A 22,643-nucleotide genomic window follows, 5' to 3' on the forward strand; every position below is an offset into this window, starting at 1 on the left:
TCCCCCGGTTCGCTCCATGAGCACCTGCTCGACGGCGACCTCCTCCTTGCGCCCCGCCCCCACCCGTTCCGCGCCCCTCCCAACGGGACGGCCGAAGCCGGGACTTGCCCCTTCGGCCCTGCCTCGCCCTCAGCCGGCGGCATCCGGGGGGCGCTCGCCACGGCCCTGTTTCTCGTCCAGGGCGTGGGTGCGGAACACCTCGGCCATCCGCTGGAAGAGCGTGGCGAGTTGGCGGATGTGGTCGGGGGGCCAGTCGGCGAGGGCCAGACGCATGCCGACCGCGCCGGCTTCGCGGATGCGGTCGATGGCCTGTTGGCCGCCGGGGGTGAGGCGGACGCGCAGGGCGCGGCGGTTGCCGGGATCGGCGACGCGGGTGACGTAGCCGGACTTCTCCAACTGCTGTACCTGGCGGGTGACATGGGAGGCCTCGACATCGAGTCGGCCCGCCAGCTCCCCCGGGCGCAACGGCTCGGAGTCGGCGACCTGTCGGAGCAGTGCCACGGCAGCCCGGTCCAGCGGTACTCCGGCGAGGGCCATCAGCCGCTCGTGCCGGCGGACACTGGTACTCAGATAGGTGATCCGTGCCAGAGCCCGTTCGATCTCGATCACTTCCGGGGAAGTGGGACCGGCCGTCGGCGGCGATGGGGACATGGACATCACCCTACTCTCCTCGTTGCCTAACTCAAGCAATTCAATCGCCTCGATTGCTTGACTCAAGTAAGTCATATACGCTTGCCTAACTCAAGCAAGACGAGCCGGGCAGCCGATCACCTCCCCCGGCCGAACGAACACCGCACCGCCCGCCCCCGCCCCCGCACGGGACCAACCCAGACGGAAGACAGGCCGCGCCGATGAGGTGAGCGCGGCATGGCCGACGCGGTCCTGCACTCCCTCGGGGCGCACCCATGAGCCACCGGACCACTGATCGTGGGCCGGTCCTGGCGGACATCCTCCGCCCGGCGACCGGCCCACCCGACGAAAGAGGAACAGTTCATGAGCAGTAACGGTCTCGACGGCCGCAGTGTCGTCGTCACGGGTGCCGGTTCCGGCATCGGCCGGGCCGCGGCCCTGAAGTTCGCCGCGGCGGGCGCGAAGGTCCTGGTCGCCGACCTCGACCAGGAGACCGCCGAGGAGACCATCAAGGCGATCGAGACGGCCGGCGGCACCGCTGTCGCGGTCGTCGGCGACCTCAGCGACCAGGCGGTCGTGGACGAGGTCGTCACGCGTGCCGTGGAGGCCTTCGGCGGCCTGGACGCCCTGGTGAACAACGCAGGGATCATGGACCGGATGTCGGCCCTCGCGGACGTCGCCGACGCCGAGTGGGAGCGGGTCATCCGGGTCAACCTGACCGCGCCGTTCCTGCTCACCCGGGCCGCCCTGCCGCACATGCTGAAGGCGGAGCGCGGCGCGATCGTCTTCACCGCCTCCGAGGCCGGACTGCGCGGCAGCGCGGCCGGTGCCGCCTACACCGCGTCGAAGCACGGTGTCGTCGGCCTGGTGAAGAGCCTGTCGGTGATGTACCGCAAGCAGGGCATCCGGGCCAACGCGATAGCCCCCGGGCCCACGATGACCAACATCCAGGTCGACGCCGACCAGCAGGCCCACGGGCCCGCGGTCATCGGCGGGCTGATCCGCGCCAACATCGGCCGGCTCGGCACGGCCGAGGAGCAGGCCGACGCGATCCTCTTCCTCGCCTCCGACGCCGCCGCCTTCGTCAACGGCGTGGTCCTGCCGGTGGACGACGCCTGGGCCGCCGTCTGACGGCCCAGGCCGACGACTGACCCCGGTCGGGTCATGGTTCCCGGAATCCGTCCGGGGCCGGGCCCGACCGGCAACACCTCTCTCCGCATGCCCACCCCTCCCCCAGTTCTTCCAGGTTCTTCCAGAAAGCGAGTCTCCCCATGGCGACGATGAAGTCCGTCCGGACCGCTGGTGTCGGCAAGGTCGAGGTCGTGGACGTCGAGCGCCCCGTGCCCGGTCCCAAGGACGTGCTCGTCCGCGTCCGCGCCTGCGGCATCTGCGGCACCGACGTCACCTTCCTGCACATGGGAGGCATGCCCGCCCGTGGTCACCAGGGCGGTGAGATGGTGCCGGTGCCGCTCGGCCACGAGCCGGCCGGTGAGGTCGTCGAGGTCGGCGCCGAGGTCACCGGACTCGCCGTCGGGGACCGGGTGGTCGTCAACCCACAGGACGCGCCGACCGGCATCATCGGCTGCGGTGGCAGGTACGGCGGGATGAGTGAGTACCTGCTGATCGAGAACGCCGAGGTCGGCAAGGGCGTGGCCGTCTTCCCCGACACCGTGCCCTTCGACATCGCCTCCCTCAACGAGCCCATGGCCGTGGCCCGGCACTGCGTCAACCGTTCCGAGGCGGGGCCGGACGACAAGGTCGTCGTCTTCGGTGCGGGGCCCATCGGTCTCGGCGCGGCGATCTGGCTGAAGCTGCGCGGTGTACGGCACGTGGTCGTCGCCGACGTCATCCCCTCCCGGCTGGAGAAGGCACTGGCCGTGGGCGCGGACGCCGTCATCGACTCCGCCCGGGAGGATGTCGCCGCACGGCTGACCGAGTTGCACGGCCAGGCCGCCAACGCGCTCGGCCAGCCCCGGCCCGGCACGGACATCTTCATCGACGCGGCAGGTGTTCCTGCCGTGTTCAACACCGTGGTGGGCTCGGCCAAGTGGGGCGCGAAGCTCGTCATGGTCGCCGTGCAGAAGAAGGGCTCGGAGATCGACCTCGGCGGCATGCTCCGCAGCGAGTTGACCCTGATCGCCTCCCAGGGCTACCCCACCGAGATCTTCGAGGTCACCCCCGAGATCGTCGAGCACCACGAGCGCTTCGCCAAGCTCATCAGTCACCGGGTGCCCGCCGCCGAGGTGGACCGGGCCTTCGAGCTGGCGCTGACGCCGGGGGCGGCGGAGAAGGTGGTCGTGACCTTCGACGGGCAGGACGGCACGGTCTGACGCGCGCGGGGCCCGCCCGCCGGTTGTCGCCGGTGGCGGGCTCCTCGCCGTGCCGCCGTGCGTGGCCGGGCTACTTGTTGTTCAGGTAGGCCAGCACGGCCTGCACCCTGCGGTGGCCGCTGTCGCTGGTCGCCAGGCCGAGCTTCAGGAAGACGTTGCCGATGTACTTGCCCGTAGTGGCCGATCCGCTGCGGCGACCGGTGGCACGACCCCGTTCCGCGCCTGCCCCCGCCCCTCGTGCCGCGGCCGGGTCGACCGGCCGGCCACCACCGCCATGCCGCCCCCACTCCCTACCCCTCGGGCGCCCCGCTCCTGCCCAACGGCAGGCGCACCGTGAACGTCGTCGTGCCAGGTTCGCCGGTCAGGATGATGGTGCCGCCGTGGGCACGGACCAGGGAGCGGGCGACGGCGAGGCCCAGGCCGCTGCCGCCCCGGTCGCGGCTGCGGGCCTTGTCGACACGGTAGAAACGGTCGAAGACACGCTCCTGGTCGTCGGCCGGGATGCCGGGGCCGGAGTCGGTGATCCGCACCTCGGCGGTGTCGGACTCGAAGGACACCTCCAGATGGACCTTCGTGCCGCGCGGGGTGTGCACGGCGGCGTTCGTGAGGAGGTTGTCGAGGACCTGGCGCAGGCGCAGGGGGTCCAGGCGCAGCGGTACGGGGGCGGAGCCGGTCGACACGGTCAGCGGGTGGCCGGGGTGGCCCGCGCGGAAGGCGTCCGCCGCCTGGAGCGCCAGCTGCACCAGGTCGGCCTCCTCCAGCCGCAGCGGGGTCTCCACGTCGGCGGCGTCGAGGCGGGCGAGCATCAGCAGGTCGTCCAGCAGGTAGCCCATGCGGGCGGCCTCGGCGCGCAGCCGGGCCAGGTGCTTGTCGCGTTCCTCGGGACTGTGGGCGGCGGCGTACTGGAAGAGGTCGGCGTAGCCGCGTACGGACATCAGGGGCGTGCGCAGTTCGTGCGAGGCGTCGGCGACGAAGCGGCGCAGCCGCTGTTCGGCCTCGGTGCGGACGGCGAGCGCGTCGTCGATGTGCTCCAGCATGGTGTTGAAGGCGGTGCGCAGCTCCTCGACCTCGAAGCCGCCGTCGCGGTTGTCGTGGCGGACCGGCAGCCGCGCCGAGTCCGTCAGGTCGTGCGAGGTGATGCCGCGGGCGGTGTGCGCCATGTCGCTCAGCGGTTTCAGACCGCGCCGCAGCATGGCCCGGCCGAACACCACGAGCGCCATCAGGGCGAGGGCGAAGGTGACGACCTGGACCGTGATCAGCCGGGTCACGGTGTCGTCGATGTCGTCCATGGGCGCGGCGCTGACGAGGACCACTCCGGGCTCGACCTCGCAGGCCCGCAGCCGGTACTGGCCCTGGCCCCTGAGGTGCTCGGTGCGGGTGACCTCGGTGCCCTCGACGGTCAGCGCCTTGGCCACGAGGGTGAAGTCGTCGATGTCCTTGGGGACGTCGGCGGGGTCCTCGGGCTTGCGGAGCACCGGGGTGCCGCCCGAGGTGTCGTAGACCGCGTAGTACCAGCGGTAGTACTTCTTGCCCTGGAGCGTGCCGTAGTCCGCGATGCTCTTGGACTGGGCGATCTGGGCCATTTTCAGCTGCTCGTTGAGCTGCGCGGAGAGGTAGTCGCGCATGTACATGGTCAGGGCGTTGCCGACGACGGCGAAGACGACGAGCGCCAGGGCGCCGAGGCCGAGGGCCAGCCGGGTGCCGAGGCGCATACCGCGGTAGCTCTGTCTGAGGCGGGCGATCACTCGGTGGCCTGTCGCAGCACGTAGCCGAATCCCCGGACGGTGTGGATGAGGGGTTCACCGGTGTCTTCGAGCTTGCGGCGCAGCCGGCTGACGACCAGCTCGACGACGTTGGAGCGGCCCCCGAAGCCGTACTCCCAGACGTGGTCGAGGATCTGCGCCTTGGTGAGGACGGTCGGGGACTTGCGCATGAGATAGCGCAGGACCTCGTACTCGGTGGGGGTGAGGGTGAGGAGTCTGTCGCCGCGGCGGACCTCGCGGGTGTCCTCGTCCATCGTCAGGTCCGCGACCTGGAGCACGGACCGCTGGAAGGCGGGCCCGGCGCTGCGGCGCAGCACGGTGCGCAGCCGGGCCATCAACTCCTCCACGGCGAAGGGCTTGACCAGGTAGTCGTCGCCGCCGCGGGTGAGGCCGGCGACCCGGTCGGCGACGCCGTCACGGGCGGTCAGGAACACCACGGGCACCATCGTGCCGGACTGGCGCAGCCGGTCGAGCACGCCGAAGCCGTCCACGCCCGGCAGCATCAGGTCCAGGACCACGATGTCGGGATGGAACGCGGCCGCCTGCCTGAGCGCCTCCTCACCGGAGTGCGCCGTCACCGCGTCCCAGCCCTCGTAGCGGGCGACGGTCGCCACCAGGTCAGCGATCGGCGGGTCGTCGTCCACTACGAGAAGTCGCACTTTTTCCACGTCCTCATAGTGCGCTACCGATCGCATCGCGCCATAGCCGCTCACGGGTTGGCAGCAGATCGATAAAAACTTGAAAGTTGTCCGACAGGAAAACGACAGCACTCAACGGCGAAGCTCGTATCCCCCACCCGATCAAGGAGCTCTCCCCGTGACCACACTCCAACAACCCCCCGCGGCGGTCAGCCGCTCGGGAGCGCGCCCCAAAGTGGTCGCCCGCACCGGTCTGTACACGGTGCTGGCGGCGAACGTGGCGGTGGTGACCTTCTTCTTCGTGCAGGCCGGCTTCGCCTCGAACGCCCTCATCGTGCTGGGCCGCCTGACCGGCCTGTTCGGCGCGCTCCTGATGGCCGTTCAGCTGTTGCTGGTGGCCCGACTGCCGTGGTTCGACCGGCGGATCGGCATGGACCGGCTGACCTCCTGGCACCGCTGGACCGGGTTCTCGGTGCTGTGGCTGCTGGTCGCGCACGTCGTGTTCATCAGCTTCGGCTACGCCCAGTCCTCGGACATGGACCCGCTCAGCCAGCTGGTCGACCTCGCCGAGACCGTCGAGGGCGTGCTGCGCGCGATCGTCGCGCTCGGCATCATCATCGCGATCGGTGTCGTCTCGGCCCGTTTCGCCCGGCGCAGGCTGGCCTACGAGACCTGGCACTTCATCCACCTGTACACCTACGTCGCGGTGGTGCTGGCCTTCACGCACCAGGTCGCGGCGGGTACGTCGTTCGCCTCGTCCGAGACCGCGACGGCGTACTGGTACGTGCTGTGGGGAGTGGCCCTGGGTTCGGTGTTCGTGGGCCGGCTGGTGCTGCCGCTGTGGCGCAACTGGCGCCACCAGCTCCGCGTCACGGCGGTCGTCCCCGAGGCCGACAACGTCGTCTCGATCTACATGAGCGGTCGTGACCTGGACCGGATGCCCGCGCGGGCCGGCCAGTTCTTCCTGTGGCGCTTCCTGACCCGGGACCGCTGGTGGCAGGCCAACCCGTTCTCGCTGTCGGCCGCGCCCGACGGCACGCAGCTGCGGCTGACCGCGAAGGCGGCCGGCGCGGGCTCCGCCGCCCTGCGGCACGTGAAGGTCGGCACCCGCGTCTTCGCCGAGGGCCCGTACGGCGCCTTCACCGCGATGCACCGCACCCGGCCGGAGTCCGTGCTCATCGCCGGTGGCGTCGGTGTCACCCCCATCCGGGCCCTGCTGGAGGAGATCGAGGGGCACGCCGTGGTCATCTACCGGGTGGCCGCGCAGCAGGACGCCGTCCTCTACAACGAGCTCCAGCAGCTCGCCTTCGACAAGGGCGCCGAGCTGCACCTGGTCTCCGGCCCCGCCAACCCCGACCTGCTGGCGCCGCGCGAGTTGCGGCGCATGGTGCCGGACATCACCGACCGGGATGTGTTCCTGTGCGGGCCGCCGCCGATGATGAACGCGGTCCTGGGCAGCCTGCGCGAGCTGGACGTGCCCAAGCCGCAGATCCACTTCGAACGCTTCAGCCTGGCCGGCTGAGGGACACCGGGACACGAGGAAAGCACTGTGAAACGAGTCATACCCGCCCTGGTCCTGAGCGCCGCCGCGCTGGTCCCCGTCTGGCGATACGCCCCTTCCACCGACACGACGTCCACGACGACGACCGCCGAGTCGACGCCGTCGGCCTCCGCGTCCGGCGCGGCGGGCTCCAACGTCGTCACGGGCACGACGGTCGACACCGAGAAAGGCCCCGTCCAGGTCCAGGCGACCTTCCGGGGCGAGAAGATCACCGCCGTCAAGATGCTCCAGCAGCCGGACCATCCGCAGACCGAGGCGGCCGTCCCGGTGCTGATCGAGGAGACCCTCGAAGCGCAGAGCGCCGACATCGACACGGTCTCGGGCGCCACCCTCACCAGCGACGGCTACCGGGAGTCCCTCCAGGCCACGATCGACGAGAACGACAAGTCGGCCTCCTCCTCTGCCGCAGAGTCCGCCGAGTCCGCCGCGGGGAACGCGGAGAACGCGGAGAACGCGGAGAACTCGGAAACGTCGCAGGAGAGCGCGAGCCGGACCGTGGCGGGCTCGACGGTCGGCACCTCCAAGGGTGACGTCCAGGTCCAGGTGACCTTCGAGGGCGACAAGATCACCGTCGTGGAGATGCTGAAGCAGCCGAACCACCCGCAGACCGAGGCGGCCGTCCCGGTACTCATCAAGGAGACCCTGGCGGCGCAGAGCGCCGACATCGACACGGTCTCCGGCGCCACCATCACCAGCGACGGCTACCGGGAGTCCCTCCAGGCCGCGATCGACGCGAAGGCCTGATCCGGTGCGCCGCGTCGAACACATCATGGGCTTCCCGATCTCGCTGCTCGTCGAGGACGGCGGGAACGGCGTCGGGAACGACGGCGGGAACGACGGCGGGAACGGGGCGCTGACCGCCGAGGCCACGGAGCCGGCGTTCGACTGGCTGCGCCAGGTCGACGCCCGGTTCAGCCCGTTCCGCGCCGACAGCGAGGTATCGCGGCTGGACCGGGGTGAGCTGGCACCGGACGAGGTCAGCCCGGACCTGGCCGAGGTGCTGGCCCTCTGCGAGGAGTACCGGGTGGCGACGGGAGGCGCGTTCGACGTACGGCTGCCGGGGCGTGGGCTCGATCCCTGCGCGATGGTGAAGGGGTGGGCCGTGCAGCGGGCCGCCCAGCTGCTGACGGACCTCGGCGCGCCGAAACTGTGCCTCAACGCGGGTGGTGACGTGGCCGCGACCGGTGGTCCGTGGCGGGTGGGCGTACGGCACCCCGAGCGGGCCGACCGCCTGTGCACGGTCCTGTCCCTCACGGACGGGGCGGTCGCCACCTCCGCCCGCTACGAGCGCGGCGACCACATCCTCGACGGCCGCACGGGCCGCCCCGCGACGGGCCTGCTGAGCCTCACGGTCGTGGCCCCTTCCCTCACCGAGGCCGACGCGACGGCCACGGCGGCCTTCGCGATGGGCACGGAGGGCATCGAGTGGGCCGCGTCCCGGGAGGGCTGCGAGATCTTCGCGGTCGACGCGGACCAGCGGGTCTTCCGGACGCGGGGGTTGCCGGTGGCGGTGTGAGAGGCGCCCGGTGACTCGGGGGTGCGGGGTGGTTCGACGGCTGCGCGTGGGTACGTGGCTGATCGCGCAGTTCCCCGCGCCCCTCAAGAGGGCTTCGCCCCTCCGAGGCCCCCTGCCCGGGAAGGCCGGCGCGCCCCCGCCCAGGAAGCCCGCACGCCCACACGCCTTGGGGAGCCCACACGCCCGCTCAGCCCACACGCCCACGCAGCTCCTCCGCCCACACGGCTGCGGGCCATCGTGCCGCTGGGGCGATGGAGCAATGGGGCGATCGGGGCGCCTCCCGCTCGGGCGAAGCCGACAGTGGGGGGAGGGTAGGGGGAAGGTGAGCGCGGCGGCCCCCTGTCAGCGTCGGTACGCGCCCCCGTCCCCCGCCCGGCCGAGGCCACCGGGTGCCCGCGCACCCCGCCCCGCCGCACCCACGCCCCCGAAATCCCGTTGCGGACCCCACCCCCGTCCCCCGACAGTGGCCCCATGACGACGACGCACACCACCCCGCTGCCGCCCGGCCTGACCGTGCGCCCGGCGACGCTCGACGACGCGGAGGCGGTGTGCGCGCTGCTCAACGAGATCGACGTGCTGGAGGTCGGCCGCGCCGAGACCGAGCTGGGCGAGGTGCAGGCCGATCTGAGGCATCCGGATGCGGACCTGGAGCGTGACTCCTGGCTGCTGTTCGACGGGGACCGGCTGCTGGCGTACGGGCTGCAGTGGGACGAGTCCGGCGGCGAGCGCATCGACATGGACCACTACACGCTGCCGGACCAACCGCTCGGCGCCCTGCACCTGTTCGACCTGATGGAGGCCCGGGCGACGGAGCGCGCGGCGGCCAACGGGGCGGACCGGGCCGTGGTGCACATGCACCTCAACATCGCGCCCACGATGGACCTGGACGCTTTGCGCGGGCGCGGCTGGCGCACGGTCCGCCGTTACAACGTCATGGCCCGCCCCCTGTCCCCCGCCGAGCCGCTGCCGACGCCCCCGCCCGGTGTCACCCTGCGCACCTGTACCGCCGAGCCGGACCGCAGGCGGGCCCACGCCCTGCTGCAGACGGCCTTCGCCGACCACTTCGACTTCCAGCCGCGCACGTACGAGCAGTGGCTGGACGACATCGACGCCGAGCGGGTCGACTGGTCGCTGATCTGGATCGCGCACGTCGACGGTCTCGGTGACGTCGCGGCCCTGCAGTCGCGCAACAACCGTTCCTCCATGGCCTGGATCACCGCCCTCGGCGTCCTGCGCGAGGCCCGCGGCCGCGGCCTCGGCAGCCTGCTGCTCGGCCACACCTTCGGTCACTACGCGGCACTGGGCCGCGACCGCATCGGCCTCGGCGTCGACACGGACAACAGCACCGGCGCCCTCGCCCTCTACGAACGGCACGGCATGAAGCTGGACTTCGCGGTCGACACCTGGGAACTGATACGCCCCGTCAAGTAGACACAGCGCGCAAAGGCCCCGTTCTCCACGGAGAACGGGGCCTTTGCGTTCGACCTGCCGGACATTGTTCGAAAGCTCTTGACGCCTCACCACACGCCGATTGACACTCTCGCAACACGACGTCACACGGTCGAAACAGCGGGAAGCCCGGGGCGAGGGCTCCCGCCCCTTCTCGACCCCCTTCCTCCTTGCCTTCCCCTTGCCTTCGCCACCCCTTCATCAGCCGTGCTCTCAGCAGGGATAACTCGATATGACGTACATTGCACGTCTGCGCGGCCGCGCGAGACGCTGGGCGGGTCCGCTCGCCGGACTGACCGCCGCGTCACTTCTCCTGGGCCTCGCCGGGCCCGTCACTTCGGCCGCCGCGGACGACGCCGACCTCACTGACGGTCTGGCCCTCTGGTACAAGCTCGACGCCACCTCCGGCACCACGGCCGTCGACGCCTCCGGCAACGGCCGTGACGGCACGGTGAACGGCACCGCCGGCTGGACGGGCAACGGCCAGGGCCTCGGCTTCAACGGTTCGGACACCTACATCAAGGTGCCGAACGACGTCATGAAGGGCATGAACTCGATCAGCGTCTCCATGGACGTACTGATGGACGAGTCGCAGACCGGTCCGTACTTCATCTACGGCTTCGGAAACACCACCAGCGGCGCGGGCAACGGCTATCTCTTCGCCACCGGCAACTCACTGCGCACGGCCATCGCTTCGGGCAACTGGTCGACCGAGCAGAACACCCGGCCCTCCGACTCGCACAACCTGAGCCGCTCGGTGTGGAAGCAGCTCACCTACACCCAGACCGGCAGCACAGCCGTGCTGTACGAGGACGGCGTGGAGGTCGGCCGCAACACGTCGGTCACCACCACCCCGGGCTCCATAGGCTCGGGCACCACGACCGCCAACTACGTGGGCAAGTCGGTCTACACCAGCGACAAGCTCTTCAAGGGCAAGATCCGTGACTTCCGGGTCTACAGCCGCGCCCTCGCCGGCTCCGAGGTCGAGCAGCTCTCGCTCCCCATCGCCGAGGAGGGCCTCGCCGCCGACAAGGCGGCCCTCACCCTGGGCGACACCAGCGCGGTGACCACCGACCTGGACCTGCCGAAGACCGGCACGGCCGGGGGCTCTTCGATCAGCTGGAAGAGCGACAACACCACCGTGGTCTCGGACTCCGGCGCGGTGACCCGCCCCGCCGCCGGTGAGCCGAACGGCCACGCCACGCTGACGGCGACCCTGAAGAAGGGTTCGGTGAGCGCCACCAAGACCTTCGAGGTCACGGTCCTCCCCACCTTCGACGACACGACGGCCGTCAAGCAGGCCGCCGAGGCGCTGACCGTGCACAACCTCGACGACGCCCGGGGCAACCTCACGCTCCCGGCCGACGGCGACTTCGGCACCGAGATCTCCTGGGCCTCCGCGAACACGGACGTCGTCTCCGCCGAGGGCCAGGTCCACCGTCCCGCGCACGGCGACGGCGCCACCACGGTCGAGCTGACCGCGACCGTCACCAAGGGCGACGCGAAGACCACCCGCGCCTTCACCGCGAAGGTGCCGGAACTGCCCAAGAAGCAGGCCCTCAAGGGCTACATGTTCAGCTACTTCACCGGTGAGGGCACCTCGGACGGCGAGCAGCTGTACTCGGCTCTCAGCAAGGGCAACGACCCGCTGAAGTGGCGGGAGCTGAACGACGGCAAGCCCGTCCTGACGTCCACGCTCGGCGAGAAGGGCCTGCGCGACCCGTTCATCATCCGCTCCCCCGAGGGCGACAAGTTCTACCAGATCGCCACCGACCTCAGGATCTACGGCAACGGCGACTGGGACGCCTCCCAGCGCACCGGCAGCAAGTCCATCATGGTCTGGGAGTCCACCGACCTGGTGAACTGGACCAACCAGCGCCTGGTCAAGGTCTCCCCCGACTCGGCCGGCAACACCTGGGCCCCCGAGGCGTACTACGACGAGCAGCTCGGCGAGTACGTCGTCTTCTGGGCGTCGAAGCTGTACGACAACGAGGCCCACTCCGGCGACACGTACAACCGCATGATGTACGCGACGACCCGTGACTTCTACACCTTCAGCGAGCCCAAGGTGTGGGTCGACCGCGGCTACTCGGTCATCGACTCCACGGTCATCCAGCACGACGGCGAGTACTTCCGCCTCTCCAAGGACGAGCGGAACAACTCCTCCTCCACGCCCAACAGCAAGTTCATCTTCGAGGAGAAGAGCGACTCGCTGCGCGACCTCTCCTGGACCGCCGTCGCCGAGGGCATCGGCAAGGGGGAGATGAGCGCGGCCGAGGGGCCGTTGGTGTTCAAGTCGAACACCGAGGACAAGTGGTACGCGTTCCTCGACGAGTTCGGCGGTCGCGGCTACATCCCCTTCGAGACGACGGACCTGGCCTCCGGTGTCTGGACCCCGTCCGCCGACTACGACCTGCCGTCCAAGCCCCGGCACGGCACCGTCCTCCCGGTCACCCAGGCCGAGTACGACCGGCTGCTGCAGACCTACCAGCCGGACCAGATCGTCACCAGCGTCGAGGACACGAAGGTCGAGACGCGCATCGGTGACGCCCCGGTCCTGCCGGCCACCGTCATCGCGGAGTTCGCCGACGGCGCCAAGCGGCCCGTCGCCGTCACCTGGGAGGACGTGAACGCCTCGCAGTACGCGCAGGCCGGCACCTTCACGGTGAAGGGCGACCTGCCGGGCGACGCGGCGATCGAGGTCACCGCCGAGGTCACGGTCTCCGCCGAGGGCCCGGACGTCCCGGCCGACCTCCTCCTGCACTACGGCTTCGACGAGACCGGCGGCAGCATCACCCGTGACTCCAGCGGTCACGGCTACCACGGCACCTACGTCCGTACGCCCGACTTCGGGACCGGCGTCGACGGCGGCTCGTTCAAGATGTCCGGCGGCAACAGCGGCTCCAGCTCGCCGTACGTGAAGATCCCGGGCGGCGTGCTGAAGAACGCCGACAGCGTCACCGTCTCCACGTACGCGAAGTGGAAGGGCGGCGACAACTGGCAGTGGCTGTTCGGCCTCGGCCCGGACAGCAACAAGTACCTGTTCGTCAGCCCGTCGAACGGCTCCTCTTCCCTCTACTCGGCCATCACGGCAGCGAGTTGGGGCGCGGAGAAGAAGCTGTCGGGCGCCCGGCTCACCGTCGACGAGTGGCAGCACGTCACCGTCACCATCGACGGCGACGCCAAGACGGCTGTCCTCTACGTGGACGGCATCGAGGTGTCCCGTGCCACCGACGTGGTCGTCAAGCCGTCCGAGCTGTACGACGCGGACAAGGACTACAGCGGCTACATCGGCCGGTCCATGTACTCCCCCGACCCGTACTTCGCCGGTGAGGTCGACGACTTCCGGATCTACAACCGGGCCCTGACGGCCGCCGAGGTCCTGGAGATCAGCGGCAACACCACGGGCATCGCCAAGGTGACCCACCCGGCGCAGAAGACCGACGCGATCATCGACGACGCCGGCAGCCGCATCACCCTGCCGATGAAGCCGGGCACGGATCTCACCAAGCTGGCACCGGAGTTCACCCTCGCCCACGGCGCGACGATCAGCCCCGCCTCCGGCAGCGTGCAGAACTTCAGCAAGCCGGTGAAGTACGAGGTCACCGGTTCGGACGGGAAGAAGCGCACCTGGACGGTGTCGGCACGGGAGCTGAAGAGCCCGGTCCTGCCCGGCCTCAACGCGGACCCGAACATCGTCCGCTTCGGTGACACCTTCTACATCTACCCGACCACCGACGGCTTCGAGGGCTGGAGCGGCACGAAGTTCAAGGCGTACAGCTCCAAGGACCTGGTCAACTGGACCGACCACGGCGTCATCCTGGACCTCGGTCCGGACGTCTCCTGGGCGGACAGCAGGGCCTGGGCGCCGGCGATGGAGGAGAAGAACGGCAAGTACTACTTCTACTTCTGCGCCGACGCGAACATCGGTGTCGCGGTCTCCGACTCGCCCACCGGCCCGTTCAAGGACGCCCTGGGCAAGCCGCTGCTGAAGGTCGGTGACCGCGCGGGCCAGATGATCGACCCGGCGGTCTTCACCGACGACGACGGCAAGACGTACCTCTACTGGGGCAACGGCCGAGCGTATGTCGTCCCGCTCAACGACGACATGGTCTCCTTCGACTCCTCGAAGGTCACCAACATCACCCCCAGCGGCTACAACGAGGGCACCTTCGTCATCAAGCGCAAGGGCACCTATTACTTCATGTGGTCGGAGAACGACACACGTGACGAGAACTACCAGGTCGCCTACGCCACCGGCTCCTCGCCCACCGGTCCCTGGACCAAGCAGGGCGTGATCCTGGAGAAGGACCTCTCGCTCGGCATCAAGGGCCCCGGCCACCACTCCGTGGTCCACGTCCCGGGCACCGACGACTGGTACATCGCCTACCACCGCTTCGCCATCCCCGGCGGCGACGGCACCCACCGCGAAACCACCATCGACAAGCTGGAGTTCGACGCCGACGGCCTGCTGAAGAAGGTCGCCCCCACCCTGGAGAGCATCGACCCGGTCACCATCGCCCGGGCCGGCGCGGACGCCACGGGCAAGGAAGGCGCCAAGATCGGGCTGAACGGCACGGTCTCGGGTGCGGGTACCGCCAAGTGGACGGCCGAGAAGGGCGCACCCTGCACCTTCGCCGACGCCAAGTCCGCGAAGACCACGATCACCTGCACCGACAACGGCACCTACGAGGTCACCCTGACGGGCGGTCGCAGCACCGACTCGGCCACCGTCACCGTCACCAACGCGGCCCCGGAGATCACCTCGGTGACCAGCCGGAAGACCTCGGAGACGGGCAAGGTCACCAGGGTCAGGGTCAAGTTCACCGACCCGGGCACCCGCGACGGGCACACCTGCGAGATCGACTGGAAGGACGGCGGCAAGCCGACGGCCGGCAAGGTCACGGCCGGCAGTTGCAAGGCCGAGCACACCTACCGCACGGCCGGCATCTTCGCCCCGGTGATCACCGTCACCGACGACGACGGCGCCTCGGCGAGCACCACGATCCCCGAGCTGGTCGTCTACGACCGGACCGCCGGTTCCGCGACCGGTGACAGCAGCTTCACCTCACCCGCCGGGGCGTTCCCGGCAGGCCCGAAGCTGACCGGCAAGGCGGAATTCTCCTTCACCGCCAAGTACGGCAAGAGCGACACCACGCCGTCCGGGAAGGCCTCGCTCGACTTCGCCGGGGCCAAGCTGAAGTTCCGCTCCACCAGCTCCGACTGGCTCGTGGTCACCGGCTCCAAGGCCGTCTACCAGGGCTACGGCACGGTCAACGGCAAGGGCGGCTACCTCTTCCGCGTCACCGCCACCGACGGCCCGGACACCTTCAAGATCAAGATCTGGAAGAAGTCCACCGGCACGGTCGTCTACGAGAACAAGACGGCCGCGGACACGAAGGGCATCACCATCGGCCGCAAGTAACACCGAGCCCCAGCAACACCCAGACCGAGCCGCGCCCGGATCCTTCCGGGCGCGGCTCGGCGCGTGAGCGGCAAAGAAGGAATGCAGGGGGCGCAGCCCCCGCATTCCAGGGGCGCGGGGAACTGCGCGAGCAACCACGACGCACCCGCGGCCCGCAGCCGACCCGGACCCCGATGGCGACTGTCGCCAACGCGCGGGAATCCTCCCGCGCCCACAACGTTGAACCCCATGTGACCTCCGTACTCGCCTCCACCCGCTTCTCCGTCCTCGACCGCTCCCGCGTCCGCGAGGGCCACGACGCCCCCGAGGCCCTGCGGGACACCGTGCGACTGGCCCAGCACGCGGAGCGCCTCGGCTTCCACCGCTTCTGGGTCTCGGAACACCACGGCGTACCCGGCGTAGCCGGTTCCGCCCCCACCGTGCTGGCGGCAGCCGTCGCCGCGGCCACGCACACCATCCGGGTGGGCACCGGCGGGGTGATGCTGCCCAACCACCGCCCGCTGGTGGTGGCCGAGCAGTTCGGCGTGCTGGAGTCGCTGTTCCCGGGGCGGATCGACATGGGGCTCGGCCGTTCCGTCGGCTTCACGGACGGCGTACGCCGCGCACTGGGCCGGGACAAGGACGCCGCCGACACCGCCGACTTCGCGGGGCAGCTCGACGAGCTGCTCGGCTGGTTCCGAGGCACATCCTCGACCGGGGTGCACGCGCGCCCCCCGGAGGGCCTGGCCGTCCCCCCGTTCGTGCTCGCGATGGGCGAGGGCGCCGACATCGCCGCGCGGGCGGGCCTGCCGATGGTGATCGGCGACCTCCGCGACCGCGACAGGATGCGGCAGGGCATCGACCGCTACCGCGCCGGGTTCCGCCCGTCCGCCTGGGCCGAGGAGCCGTACGTCGTCGTCTCCGGCACGATCGCCGTCGCCGACACCCCGGAACACGCCCACCGCGTCCTCCTCCCGGAGGCGTGGGCCATGGCGTACTCCCGCACCCACGGCACGTTCCCGCCGCTCGCCCCGGCGGAGGAGGTCGAGCGGCGGACGATGACGGCCAAGGAGCGGGGCTTCTACGAGTCCGGGCTGACCGGTCATGTGTACGGCACCGAGGAACAGGTCGCGCACGAACTGGAGTCGGTGATCAAGGAGACGGGCGCCCAGGAGGTCCTGGTCACGACGAGCACGTACGACCGCGGGGCCCTGCTGGACTCCTACCGAAGGCTGTCCCGGCTCGCGGGCCTCGGCTGATCCCCGGTCGCGGGCCGGCCCCGGTCTCCGTCACGGGCATCGGTGGGAACCCGGCGGCGGAACTGACGTCGTGGTTTCGGCGGTAGGCCGGTTGTACGAGGTATCCGCAAGGGGGCGGGCTGACCGCGGAGCGGCAGGCGTTTCGTGAGCACATTCGGTTGCAGGCGGCCCAGTTGTTCGCGGCTGGGCAGGGTCCGTCAGCTTACTGGCGGACCCTTCTCCACGATCGGACCGGCGGTCCGACGGAAGCCGGCCGCACGTGACCACGGTGCGGGGCACCTTCCAACTCCTGCGGAGGACGTACTTGCTCGAGGTGACGACGTGGCGGCCGGGTGCTCGCGCTTCTGACCCGGCCCCATCAGGTCAGGCGTCCCCCAGGCTTCCCGCTAGGTGAACGGCCGCGTCGACCTGTTCGTCCAACGGCGTCCACTTTCCCGGCCAGCCCCTGTACCTCACACACAACTCCCGGCCAACCGACTTCACCGACTCCACGCTCACCGGCAGGCCCAGTCCGCGTATCTCCCGGGCGCTCAACCGTGCCGACGGCCGCTCCTCGGGCAGGCGGACCAAGACCGCCGTCAACCACGCGGTCCCTATCTCGCCCGCATCCTCGGTCGAGCAGACGATGCCCACCTCGACGCCGTCCCGGCGGCCCACGGCGAACAGTTCGCCGCGGAAAAGCGGGCTCGCCAGCAGTTCCCGGCGCTCCTCATGGGTGGGTTCGGCGCTGTTGGTGGTGAACGCCGCCAAGTCGGCTCCGCAACTCCACCCGTTACGGTCCGCCCAGGCCGTCAAGACCCAGCGGCTGTTCTCCCGCCGCTGTGCGTCGCGCTGTGCGTCGGCCTTAGAGGCGGCGGTGATCCAAACGCCGGTCAGGGCCAAGACGGCGGCAAGGAACAGCAACATCTGCCACGGCCAGTCCCAGAAAACCCAGTAGGCAAGGACGACCGCCGACCCGGCCGCTGCCATGAAGGCACGCTCTATCAGGGTTTCCCGCTGATCGCCCATAGGGGACACGACACTCAGTAGACCACCGCGGATCGTGGATGGCTACGGTCTGTGCAGAGTGTGTGACGATGGCCTGCGGCCGGCGGTGCACGCTCATTCGCGGCGCACCTGGAACGGCTGGCACCAACGGGCCACCCTCGTCTCCGCCGCCATGAACGTCTCCTTGACGGACTGATCGACGAACGGGGTGTACGGGTGGCGGAGCTGTCGGCGGAGGCACTGGACGCGGTGCCGTGGGACCGGCTGGAGTGGGTGGATCCGAAGGTCTCGCCCAAGGAAGTGCGCCGGGTGCTGCGCCTGTTGTTCCGCAAGGGGCCGGAGTCGACCGAGGACGACTGCTGGCCGCTCTTCGACAACCTGGGGACACAGGTGTACGGCGTCCCCTCGGTCGCCACGGCCGCCCTGCCGTTCGTCGTCGCGCTCGCCGCCGATCCCCGGACGGGCGCACGCGCGACCCTCGCGGAACTGCTCGCGGTCCTGTCCCGGGCGCCGGAGAGGACGCCCGAGCTGGTCGACCCGGACTGGCCCGAGGCCTGGCGCCACGCCCACCGGGCGGTACAGCCCCTGCTCGCCGACCCCGATCCGGCGGTACGCCGGGCGGCCATCGCGCTGGCGGACGGCCCCGGTCGGCTCCTGGAGCGCTGGCGGACCGAGCGGGACCTCTCGGTCCGGCTGCCGGTGCTGTTCGCGCTGGGCCGTCTCGCGGCGGCCCCCGGCGCCGAGACCACGACGGTCACCGAGACCCGTGCCGTCCTGGACGCGTCGCTGGAGGACCCCGACCCCGTTCTGCGGGCCGCGGCCGTGAAGGTCTACGCGCATCTGGACACCGAGGTGCCGGTCCGCGAGCTGGACCTGCTGCTGGAGGCGCTCACCGACCCCACCGCGCGCTCGCGTTGGGAGACCGTCTGGTACGAACAGGACAACGAGTACCCCTCCGACCGCGAGGGCGTCGCGTACCTGACGGCCGCCCTGTACGACGACACACCCGCCCAGCAGCTGATGTTCCTGACCCGGCTGTCCTCGGCGGTGCGCCCGGGCGAGGACGCCGATCTGCTGCGGGCCGTGCTGGACCGCTGCCTCCTGCTGCTGGTCTCCCGCCGGTCCGTGGAACCCGCGGTGCTGGCGCTCGCGGGCGGTGCGCTGCATCACCCGGACCCCTCGGTACGCGTCAGGGCGGCCCACCTCCTCGGCATCCTGGGCTCCCGGGCCACCGCGTACGCCGATCAACTGGCCGCTCTGCTCGACGACTCGGCCGAGGTGGAATTCCTGGAGGGCGCCGTCGGCGAACACGCCTGCTGGGCGCTGACCCGGATGGACGATCCCCGGGCCCTGCCCGGCCTGGTCGACCGGCTCTGCGCACCGTTCCGCGAGCAGTACAGCCGCGGCTACTCCGTCGGCGAACCCCGCCGCCCCGAGATCGCGGACGTCCTGACCCCGCTCCGCGCCCACGCGGAAACCCTCCTGCCGTCGATACGCGAGGAACTCCGCCGCGACCTGACCGACCCCGACGCGCACGGCGCCCTCACGTCCGACTTCCTGGCGACCCTCAAGGCCTGGGAGACGGACGCGCTACCGGCCCTGCCGGAGATCACGGCCCACGCGACCGACCGCGTCCGCCGGCACGACGCCGTCGACGCCCTGGCGGCCATGGGCCCGGCCGCCGCCTCCGCCGCGCCCGTCCTGCGCGAGTGCATGTCCCTCGAACCTCCGAACAATCACCCGTGGCTGTACTGGGCCCTCTGGCGTATCGGCGGCGCCGACGACCCGGCAGAGGCGCTGCGGGCCGTCGGCGAAACCCTGTCGGCCGAAGGTGAGGAGCCCCGCAGCGGCATGGTCGGCCACCTCACCGCCTTCGGCGCCGAGGCCGCACCGTACACGGACCGGGTACGCCACGCCCTGACCGCCCCCCAGGGCTGGATCAGGATGGAGGCGGCGATCGCCCTGTGGTCGATCACAGGCGACCCCGGGTCCGCCCTGCCGACCCTGGAGGAGGAGATCCTGGCGTTCGCGGCCGGTGGCCAGTGGTACGGCCCGTTCGGCAAAGCACTGCGCACACTCATCCGCTTCCGCACACTCACCCCCGCCATCGAAGCGGCCCTGCGCCTCCTCCGGGACCAGGACCACCGCCTCTCGCCGCGTGCCGACTACCGGGCGGTCCTCCAGGATGAGGAACTCCACGCCCTGATCGACGAGGCACTGACCGTGAAACCTTGGCGGGACCGGGAATGAGCACCACACCCGGCCCCGCCCGCCCGCACGGTTCGGCGAACGTTCACATGTGACCAGGGGCCCGCTACAGCGCGCCCCAAAGGGGCGCGGGGAACTGCGCGAACAGCCACAACAAACCCGCAGCCCGGAGACGACAGGCCACCTACGGCGCTACCGCTTCCCGGCCTTCCGAGCGGCCCGCAGCCACTCCTTGTTCATGCCGGTGATGGACACCAACGGAATCCCCTTGGGGCAGGCCGTGGCGCACTCCCCCGCCAGCGTGCACCCGCCGAACCCCTCCTCGTCCATCTGCTCCACCATGTCCAGCACCCGCGTCTCCCGCTCGGGCGCCCCCTGCGGCAGCACGTTCAGATGGTTGATCTTGGCCGAGGTGAACAGCATCGCCGCCCCGTTGGGACACGCGGCCACACACGCCCCGCATCCGATGCATTCCGCGTGTTCGAACGCGAAGTCCGCGTCCGGCTTCGGTACGGCCGTGGCATGCGCCTCCGGCGCGGCTCCCGTGGGCGCGGTGATGTACCCCCCGGCCTGGATGATCCGGTCGAACGCCGTCCGGTCCACGACCAGGTCCTTGATCACCGGAAACGCCGACGCCCTCCACGGCTCCACATCGATCGTGTCTCCGTCCGAGAAGGACCGCATGTGCAGCTGACAGGTCGTCGTCCGCTCCGGCCCGTGCGCGTCCCCGTTGATGACCAGTGAACACGCCCCGCAGATCCCCTCGCGGCAGTCGTGGTCGAAGGCCACCGGGTCGTCACCGCGCAGGATGAGTTCCTCGTTGAGCGTGTCGAGCATCTCCAGGAAGGACATGTCGGGCGAGATGTCGTCCACCTCGTACGTGGACATGGCGCCGTCGGCGTCGGCGGTCCGCTGCCGCCATACGCGCAGGGTGAGCTTCATGCGTAGCTCCGCTGGGTGGGGTGGACGTACTCGAAGACAAGGTCTTCCTTGTGCAGCACGGGGGCCGCGCCGGTGCCGGTGAACTCCCAGGCGGCGGCGTACGAGAACTCCTCGTCGCGGCGCTCCGCCTCGCCGTCGGCCGTCTGGGACTCCTCACGGAAGTGACCGCCGCACGACTCGCCGCGGTGCAGCGCGTCGAGGCACATCAGCTCGGCGAGTTCGAGGTAGTCGATGATCCGGTTGGCCTTCTCCAGGGACTGGTTGAACTCCTCGCCCGTCCCCGGGACCTTGATCCGGCGCCAGAACTCCTCGCGGATCTGCGGAATCCGCTCCAGGGCCTTCCGCAGGCCGCTGTCGGTGCGGGCCATGCCGCAGAACTCCCACATCAGCTCACCGAGTTCACGGTGGAAGGAGTCGGGCGTACGGTCGCCGTCCACGGCGAGCAGCAGGTTCAGCCGGTCCTCGGTTGCGGCCAGCACCTCCTGGACGGCGGGGTGTTCGGGGCCGATCCCGTCCTGCTTCGGATGCCGGGCGAGGTAGTCGTTGATGGTGGCCGGCAGGACGAAGTAGCCGTCGGCGAGGCCCTGCATCAGCGCCGAGGCGCCGAGCCGGTTGGCCCCGTGGTCGGAGAAGTTGGCCTCGCCGATCGCGAACAGCCCGGGGACGGTGGTCTGGAGGTCGTAGTCCACCCACAGCCCGCCCATGGTGTAGTGGACGGCCGGGTAGATCCGCATCGGCACCTCGTACGGATCCTCGTCGGTGATCCGCTGGTACATGTCGAAGAGGTTGCCGTACCTGGCCTCGACGGCCTTGCGGCCCAGCCGCGCGACGGCGTCCGCGAAGTCCAGGTAGACGCCCTGCCCGCCGGGCCCGACGCCCCTGCCCTCGTCGCAGACGTTCTTCGCGGCGCGGGAGGCGATGTCACGCGGGACGAGGTTGCCGAAGGACGGGTAGATCCGCTCCAGGTAGTAGTCGCGCTCGTCCTCGGGGATCTGGTTCGCCGGCCGCTGGTCGCCCCGTGCCTTCGGCACCCAGATCCGCCCGTCGTTCCGCAGCGACTCGCTCATCAGTGTCAGCTTGGACTGATGGTCGCCGGTGCGCGGAACGCACGTCGGATGGATCTGCGTGAAGCACGGGTTCGCGAACAGGGCGCCCCGCCGATGCGCCCGCCACACGGCGGTCGCGTTCGAGTTCATGGCGTTGGTCGACAGGTAGAAGACGTTCCCGTACCCGCCGCTCGCCAGCACCACGGCATCGGCGAAGTAGGTGTCGATCTTCCCGGTGATCAGGTCACGCGCCACGATCCCGCGCGCCCGCCCGTCGATCACGATCAGGTCGAGCATCTCGGTGCGCGGATGCATCTCCACGTTCCCGGCCGCGATCTGTCGCGACAGCGCCTGATAGGCGCCCAGCAGGAGTTGCTGCCCCGTCTGACCCCGGGCGTAGAACGTCCGCGACACCTGGACGCCGCCGAAGGAGCGGGTGTCGAGCAGACCGCCGTACTCCCGGGCGAAGGGCACACCCTGCGCGACGCACTGGTCGATGATCTCGACGGAGATCTGCGCGAGCCGGTGGACGTTCGACTCACGCGCCCGGAAGTCGCCGCCCTTGACGGTGTCGTAGAACAGCCGGTGGACGGAGTCGCCGTCGTTGCGGTAGTTCTTCGCGGCGTTGATGCCGCCCTGCGCGGCGATCGAGTGGGCGCGGCGCGGGGAGTCCTGGTAGCAGAACTGGACGACGTGGTAGCCCTGTTCGGCGAGCGTGGCACCGGCCGAGCCGCCGGCGAGGCCCGTGCCGACGACGATGACGGTGTGCTTGCGGCGGTTGGCGGGGTTGACCAGCTTCGCCTCGAAGCGGCGCCTGTCCCAGCGCTCACCGACCGGGCCCTCGGGCGCCTTGCCGTCGGCGACGGGGTCGCCGGTCACGTAGTCCGCGTACTCGGAGGACGTAGCCATG

At 70.3% G+C, this 22,643-nt stretch carries 15 protein-coding genes and 1 pseudogene; 9 read left to right on the forward strand and 7 right to left on the reverse strand.

What is annotated here, in order from left to right:
- Positions 1-129 precede the first annotated feature (129 nt).
- Positions 130-651 (reverse strand): MarR family winged helix-turn-helix transcriptional regulator, encoded by a 522-nt coding sequence (locus OG622_RS08110; RefSeq protein ID WP_371584031.1) that lies wholly within the window; start codon positions 649-651, stop codon positions 130-132.
- A 342-nt stretch (positions 652-993) separates the two neighbouring features.
- On the opposite strand from OG622_RS08110, the gene OG622_RS08115 reads away from it, so the two are divergent.
- Both OG622_RS08115 and OG622_RS08120 read left to right on the forward strand, forming a co-directional pair.
- Entirely contained in the window at positions 994-1,761 is a 768-nt protein-coding gene (locus tag OG622_RS08115; RefSeq protein WP_371574391.1) for an SDR family NAD(P)-dependent oxidoreductase, read from the forward strand.
- Between the two features lie 140 nt (positions 1,762-1,901).
- The gene (locus OG622_RS08120) at positions 1,902-2,960 is read left to right on the forward strand and encodes a zinc-binding dehydrogenase (RefSeq protein WP_371574394.1); all 1,059 of its coding nucleotides are present in this window, start codon (positions 1,902-1,904) and stop codon (positions 2,958-2,960) included.
- Between the two features lie 70 nt (positions 2,961-3,030).
- Here the strand turns inward: OG622_RS08120 and OG622_RS08125 are convergent.
- The 3 genes and pseudogenes from OG622_RS08125 to OG622_RS08135 all read right to left on the reverse strand — a co-directional run.
- A pseudogene (locus tag OG622_RS08125) lies at positions 3,031-3,129 on the reverse strand (DNA-binding response regulator); the annotation flags it as partial.
- Positions 3,130-3,250: 121 nt separating this feature from the next.
- Entirely contained in the window at positions 3,251-4,705 is a 1,455-nt protein-coding gene (locus tag OG622_RS08130) for a sensor histidine kinase (protein WP_371574395.1), read from the reverse strand.
- Positions 4,702-5,391: a response regulator transcription factor gene (locus tag OG622_RS08135; protein ID WP_371574397.1), complete on the reverse strand. Its 690-nt coding sequence runs from the start codon at positions 5,389-5,391 to the stop codon at positions 4,702-4,704. Before OG622_RS08135 ends, OG622_RS08130 begins: the two co-directional genes overlap by 4 nt.
- Positions 5,392-5,539: 148 nt before the next feature.
- Here OG622_RS08135 and OG622_RS08140 point away from each other — a divergent pair, with 148 nt between their 5' ends.
- The 6 genes from OG622_RS08140 to OG622_RS08165 all read left to right on the forward strand — a co-directional run bounded on the left by OG622_RS08140 (position 5,540) and on the right by OG622_RS08165 (position 16,550).
- Positions 5,540-6,883 (forward strand): ferric reductase-like transmembrane domain-containing protein, encoded by a 1,344-nt coding sequence (locus tag OG622_RS08140; protein ID WP_371574399.1) that lies wholly within the window; start codon positions 5,540-5,542, stop codon positions 6,881-6,883.
- Positions 6,884-6,910: 27 nt separating this feature from the next.
- Positions 6,911-7,666, forward strand: coding sequence for an FMN-binding protein (locus OG622_RS08145; protein WP_371574400.1), 756 nt, complete (start codon positions 6,911-6,913; stop codon positions 7,664-7,666).
- 4 nt (positions 7,667-7,670) lie between these two features.
- The gene (locus tag OG622_RS08150) at positions 7,671-8,438 is read left to right on the forward strand and encodes an FAD:protein FMN transferase (protein WP_371574401.1); all 768 of its coding nucleotides are present in this window, start codon (positions 7,671-7,673) and stop codon (positions 8,436-8,438) included.
- Positions 8,439-8,909: 471 nt separating this feature from the next.
- The gene (locus OG622_RS08155) at positions 8,910-9,869 is read left to right on the forward strand and encodes a GNAT family N-acetyltransferase (RefSeq protein ID WP_371574403.1); all 960 of its coding nucleotides are present in this window, start codon (positions 8,910-8,912) and stop codon (positions 9,867-9,869) included.
- Between the two features lie 250 nt (positions 9,870-10,119).
- Entirely contained in the window at positions 10,120-15,312 is a 5,193-nt protein-coding gene (locus OG622_RS08160; RefSeq protein ID WP_371574405.1) for a family 43 glycosylhydrolase, read from the forward strand.
- Positions 15,313-15,542: 230 nt separating this feature from the next.
- Positions 15,543-16,550: an LLM class flavin-dependent oxidoreductase gene (locus OG622_RS08165; RefSeq protein ID WP_371584032.1), complete on the forward strand. Its 1,008-nt coding sequence runs from the start codon at positions 15,543-15,545 to the stop codon at positions 16,548-16,550.
- 363 nt (positions 16,551-16,913) lie between these two features.
- On the opposite strand, the gene OG622_RS08170 is transcribed toward OG622_RS08165, so the two are convergent.
- Positions 16,914-17,558 (reverse strand): hypothetical protein, encoded by a 645-nt coding sequence (locus OG622_RS08170; protein WP_371574407.1) that lies wholly within the window; start codon positions 17,556-17,558, stop codon positions 16,914-16,916.
- 195 nt (positions 17,559-17,753) lie between these two features.
- Between OG622_RS08170 and OG622_RS08175 the strand changes: the two genes are divergently transcribed.
- Positions 17,754-19,787: a hypothetical protein gene (locus OG622_RS08175; RefSeq protein WP_371574408.1), complete on the forward strand. Its 2,034-nt coding sequence runs from the start codon at positions 17,754-17,756 to the stop codon at positions 19,785-19,787.
- Positions 19,788-19,937: 150 nt separating this feature from the next.
- Here OG622_RS08175 and OG622_RS08180 read toward each other — a convergent pair whose 3' ends face one another.
- Together OG622_RS08180 and OG622_RS08185 are read right to left on the reverse strand one after the other, a co-directional pair.
- Complete coding sequence (locus tag OG622_RS08180) at positions 19,938-20,687, reverse strand: succinate dehydrogenase/fumarate reductase iron-sulfur subunit (RefSeq protein ID WP_371574410.1); 750 nt, start codon at positions 20,685-20,687, stop codon at positions 19,938-19,940.
- The gene (locus tag OG622_RS08185) at positions 20,684-22,642 is read right to left on the reverse strand and encodes a fumarate reductase/succinate dehydrogenase flavoprotein subunit (protein ID WP_371574412.1); all 1,959 of its coding nucleotides are present in this window, start codon (positions 22,640-22,642) and stop codon (positions 20,684-20,686) included. The genes OG622_RS08180 and OG622_RS08185 overlap by 4 nt, the downstream gene beginning before the upstream one ends.
- Position 22,643: the final 1 nt, after the last annotated feature.

It is taken from the genome of Streptomyces sp. NBC_01314 (genome assembly GCF_041435215.1).
Taxonomy (GTDB): domain Bacteria; phylum Actinomycetota; class Actinomycetes; order Streptomycetales; family Streptomycetaceae; genus Streptomyces.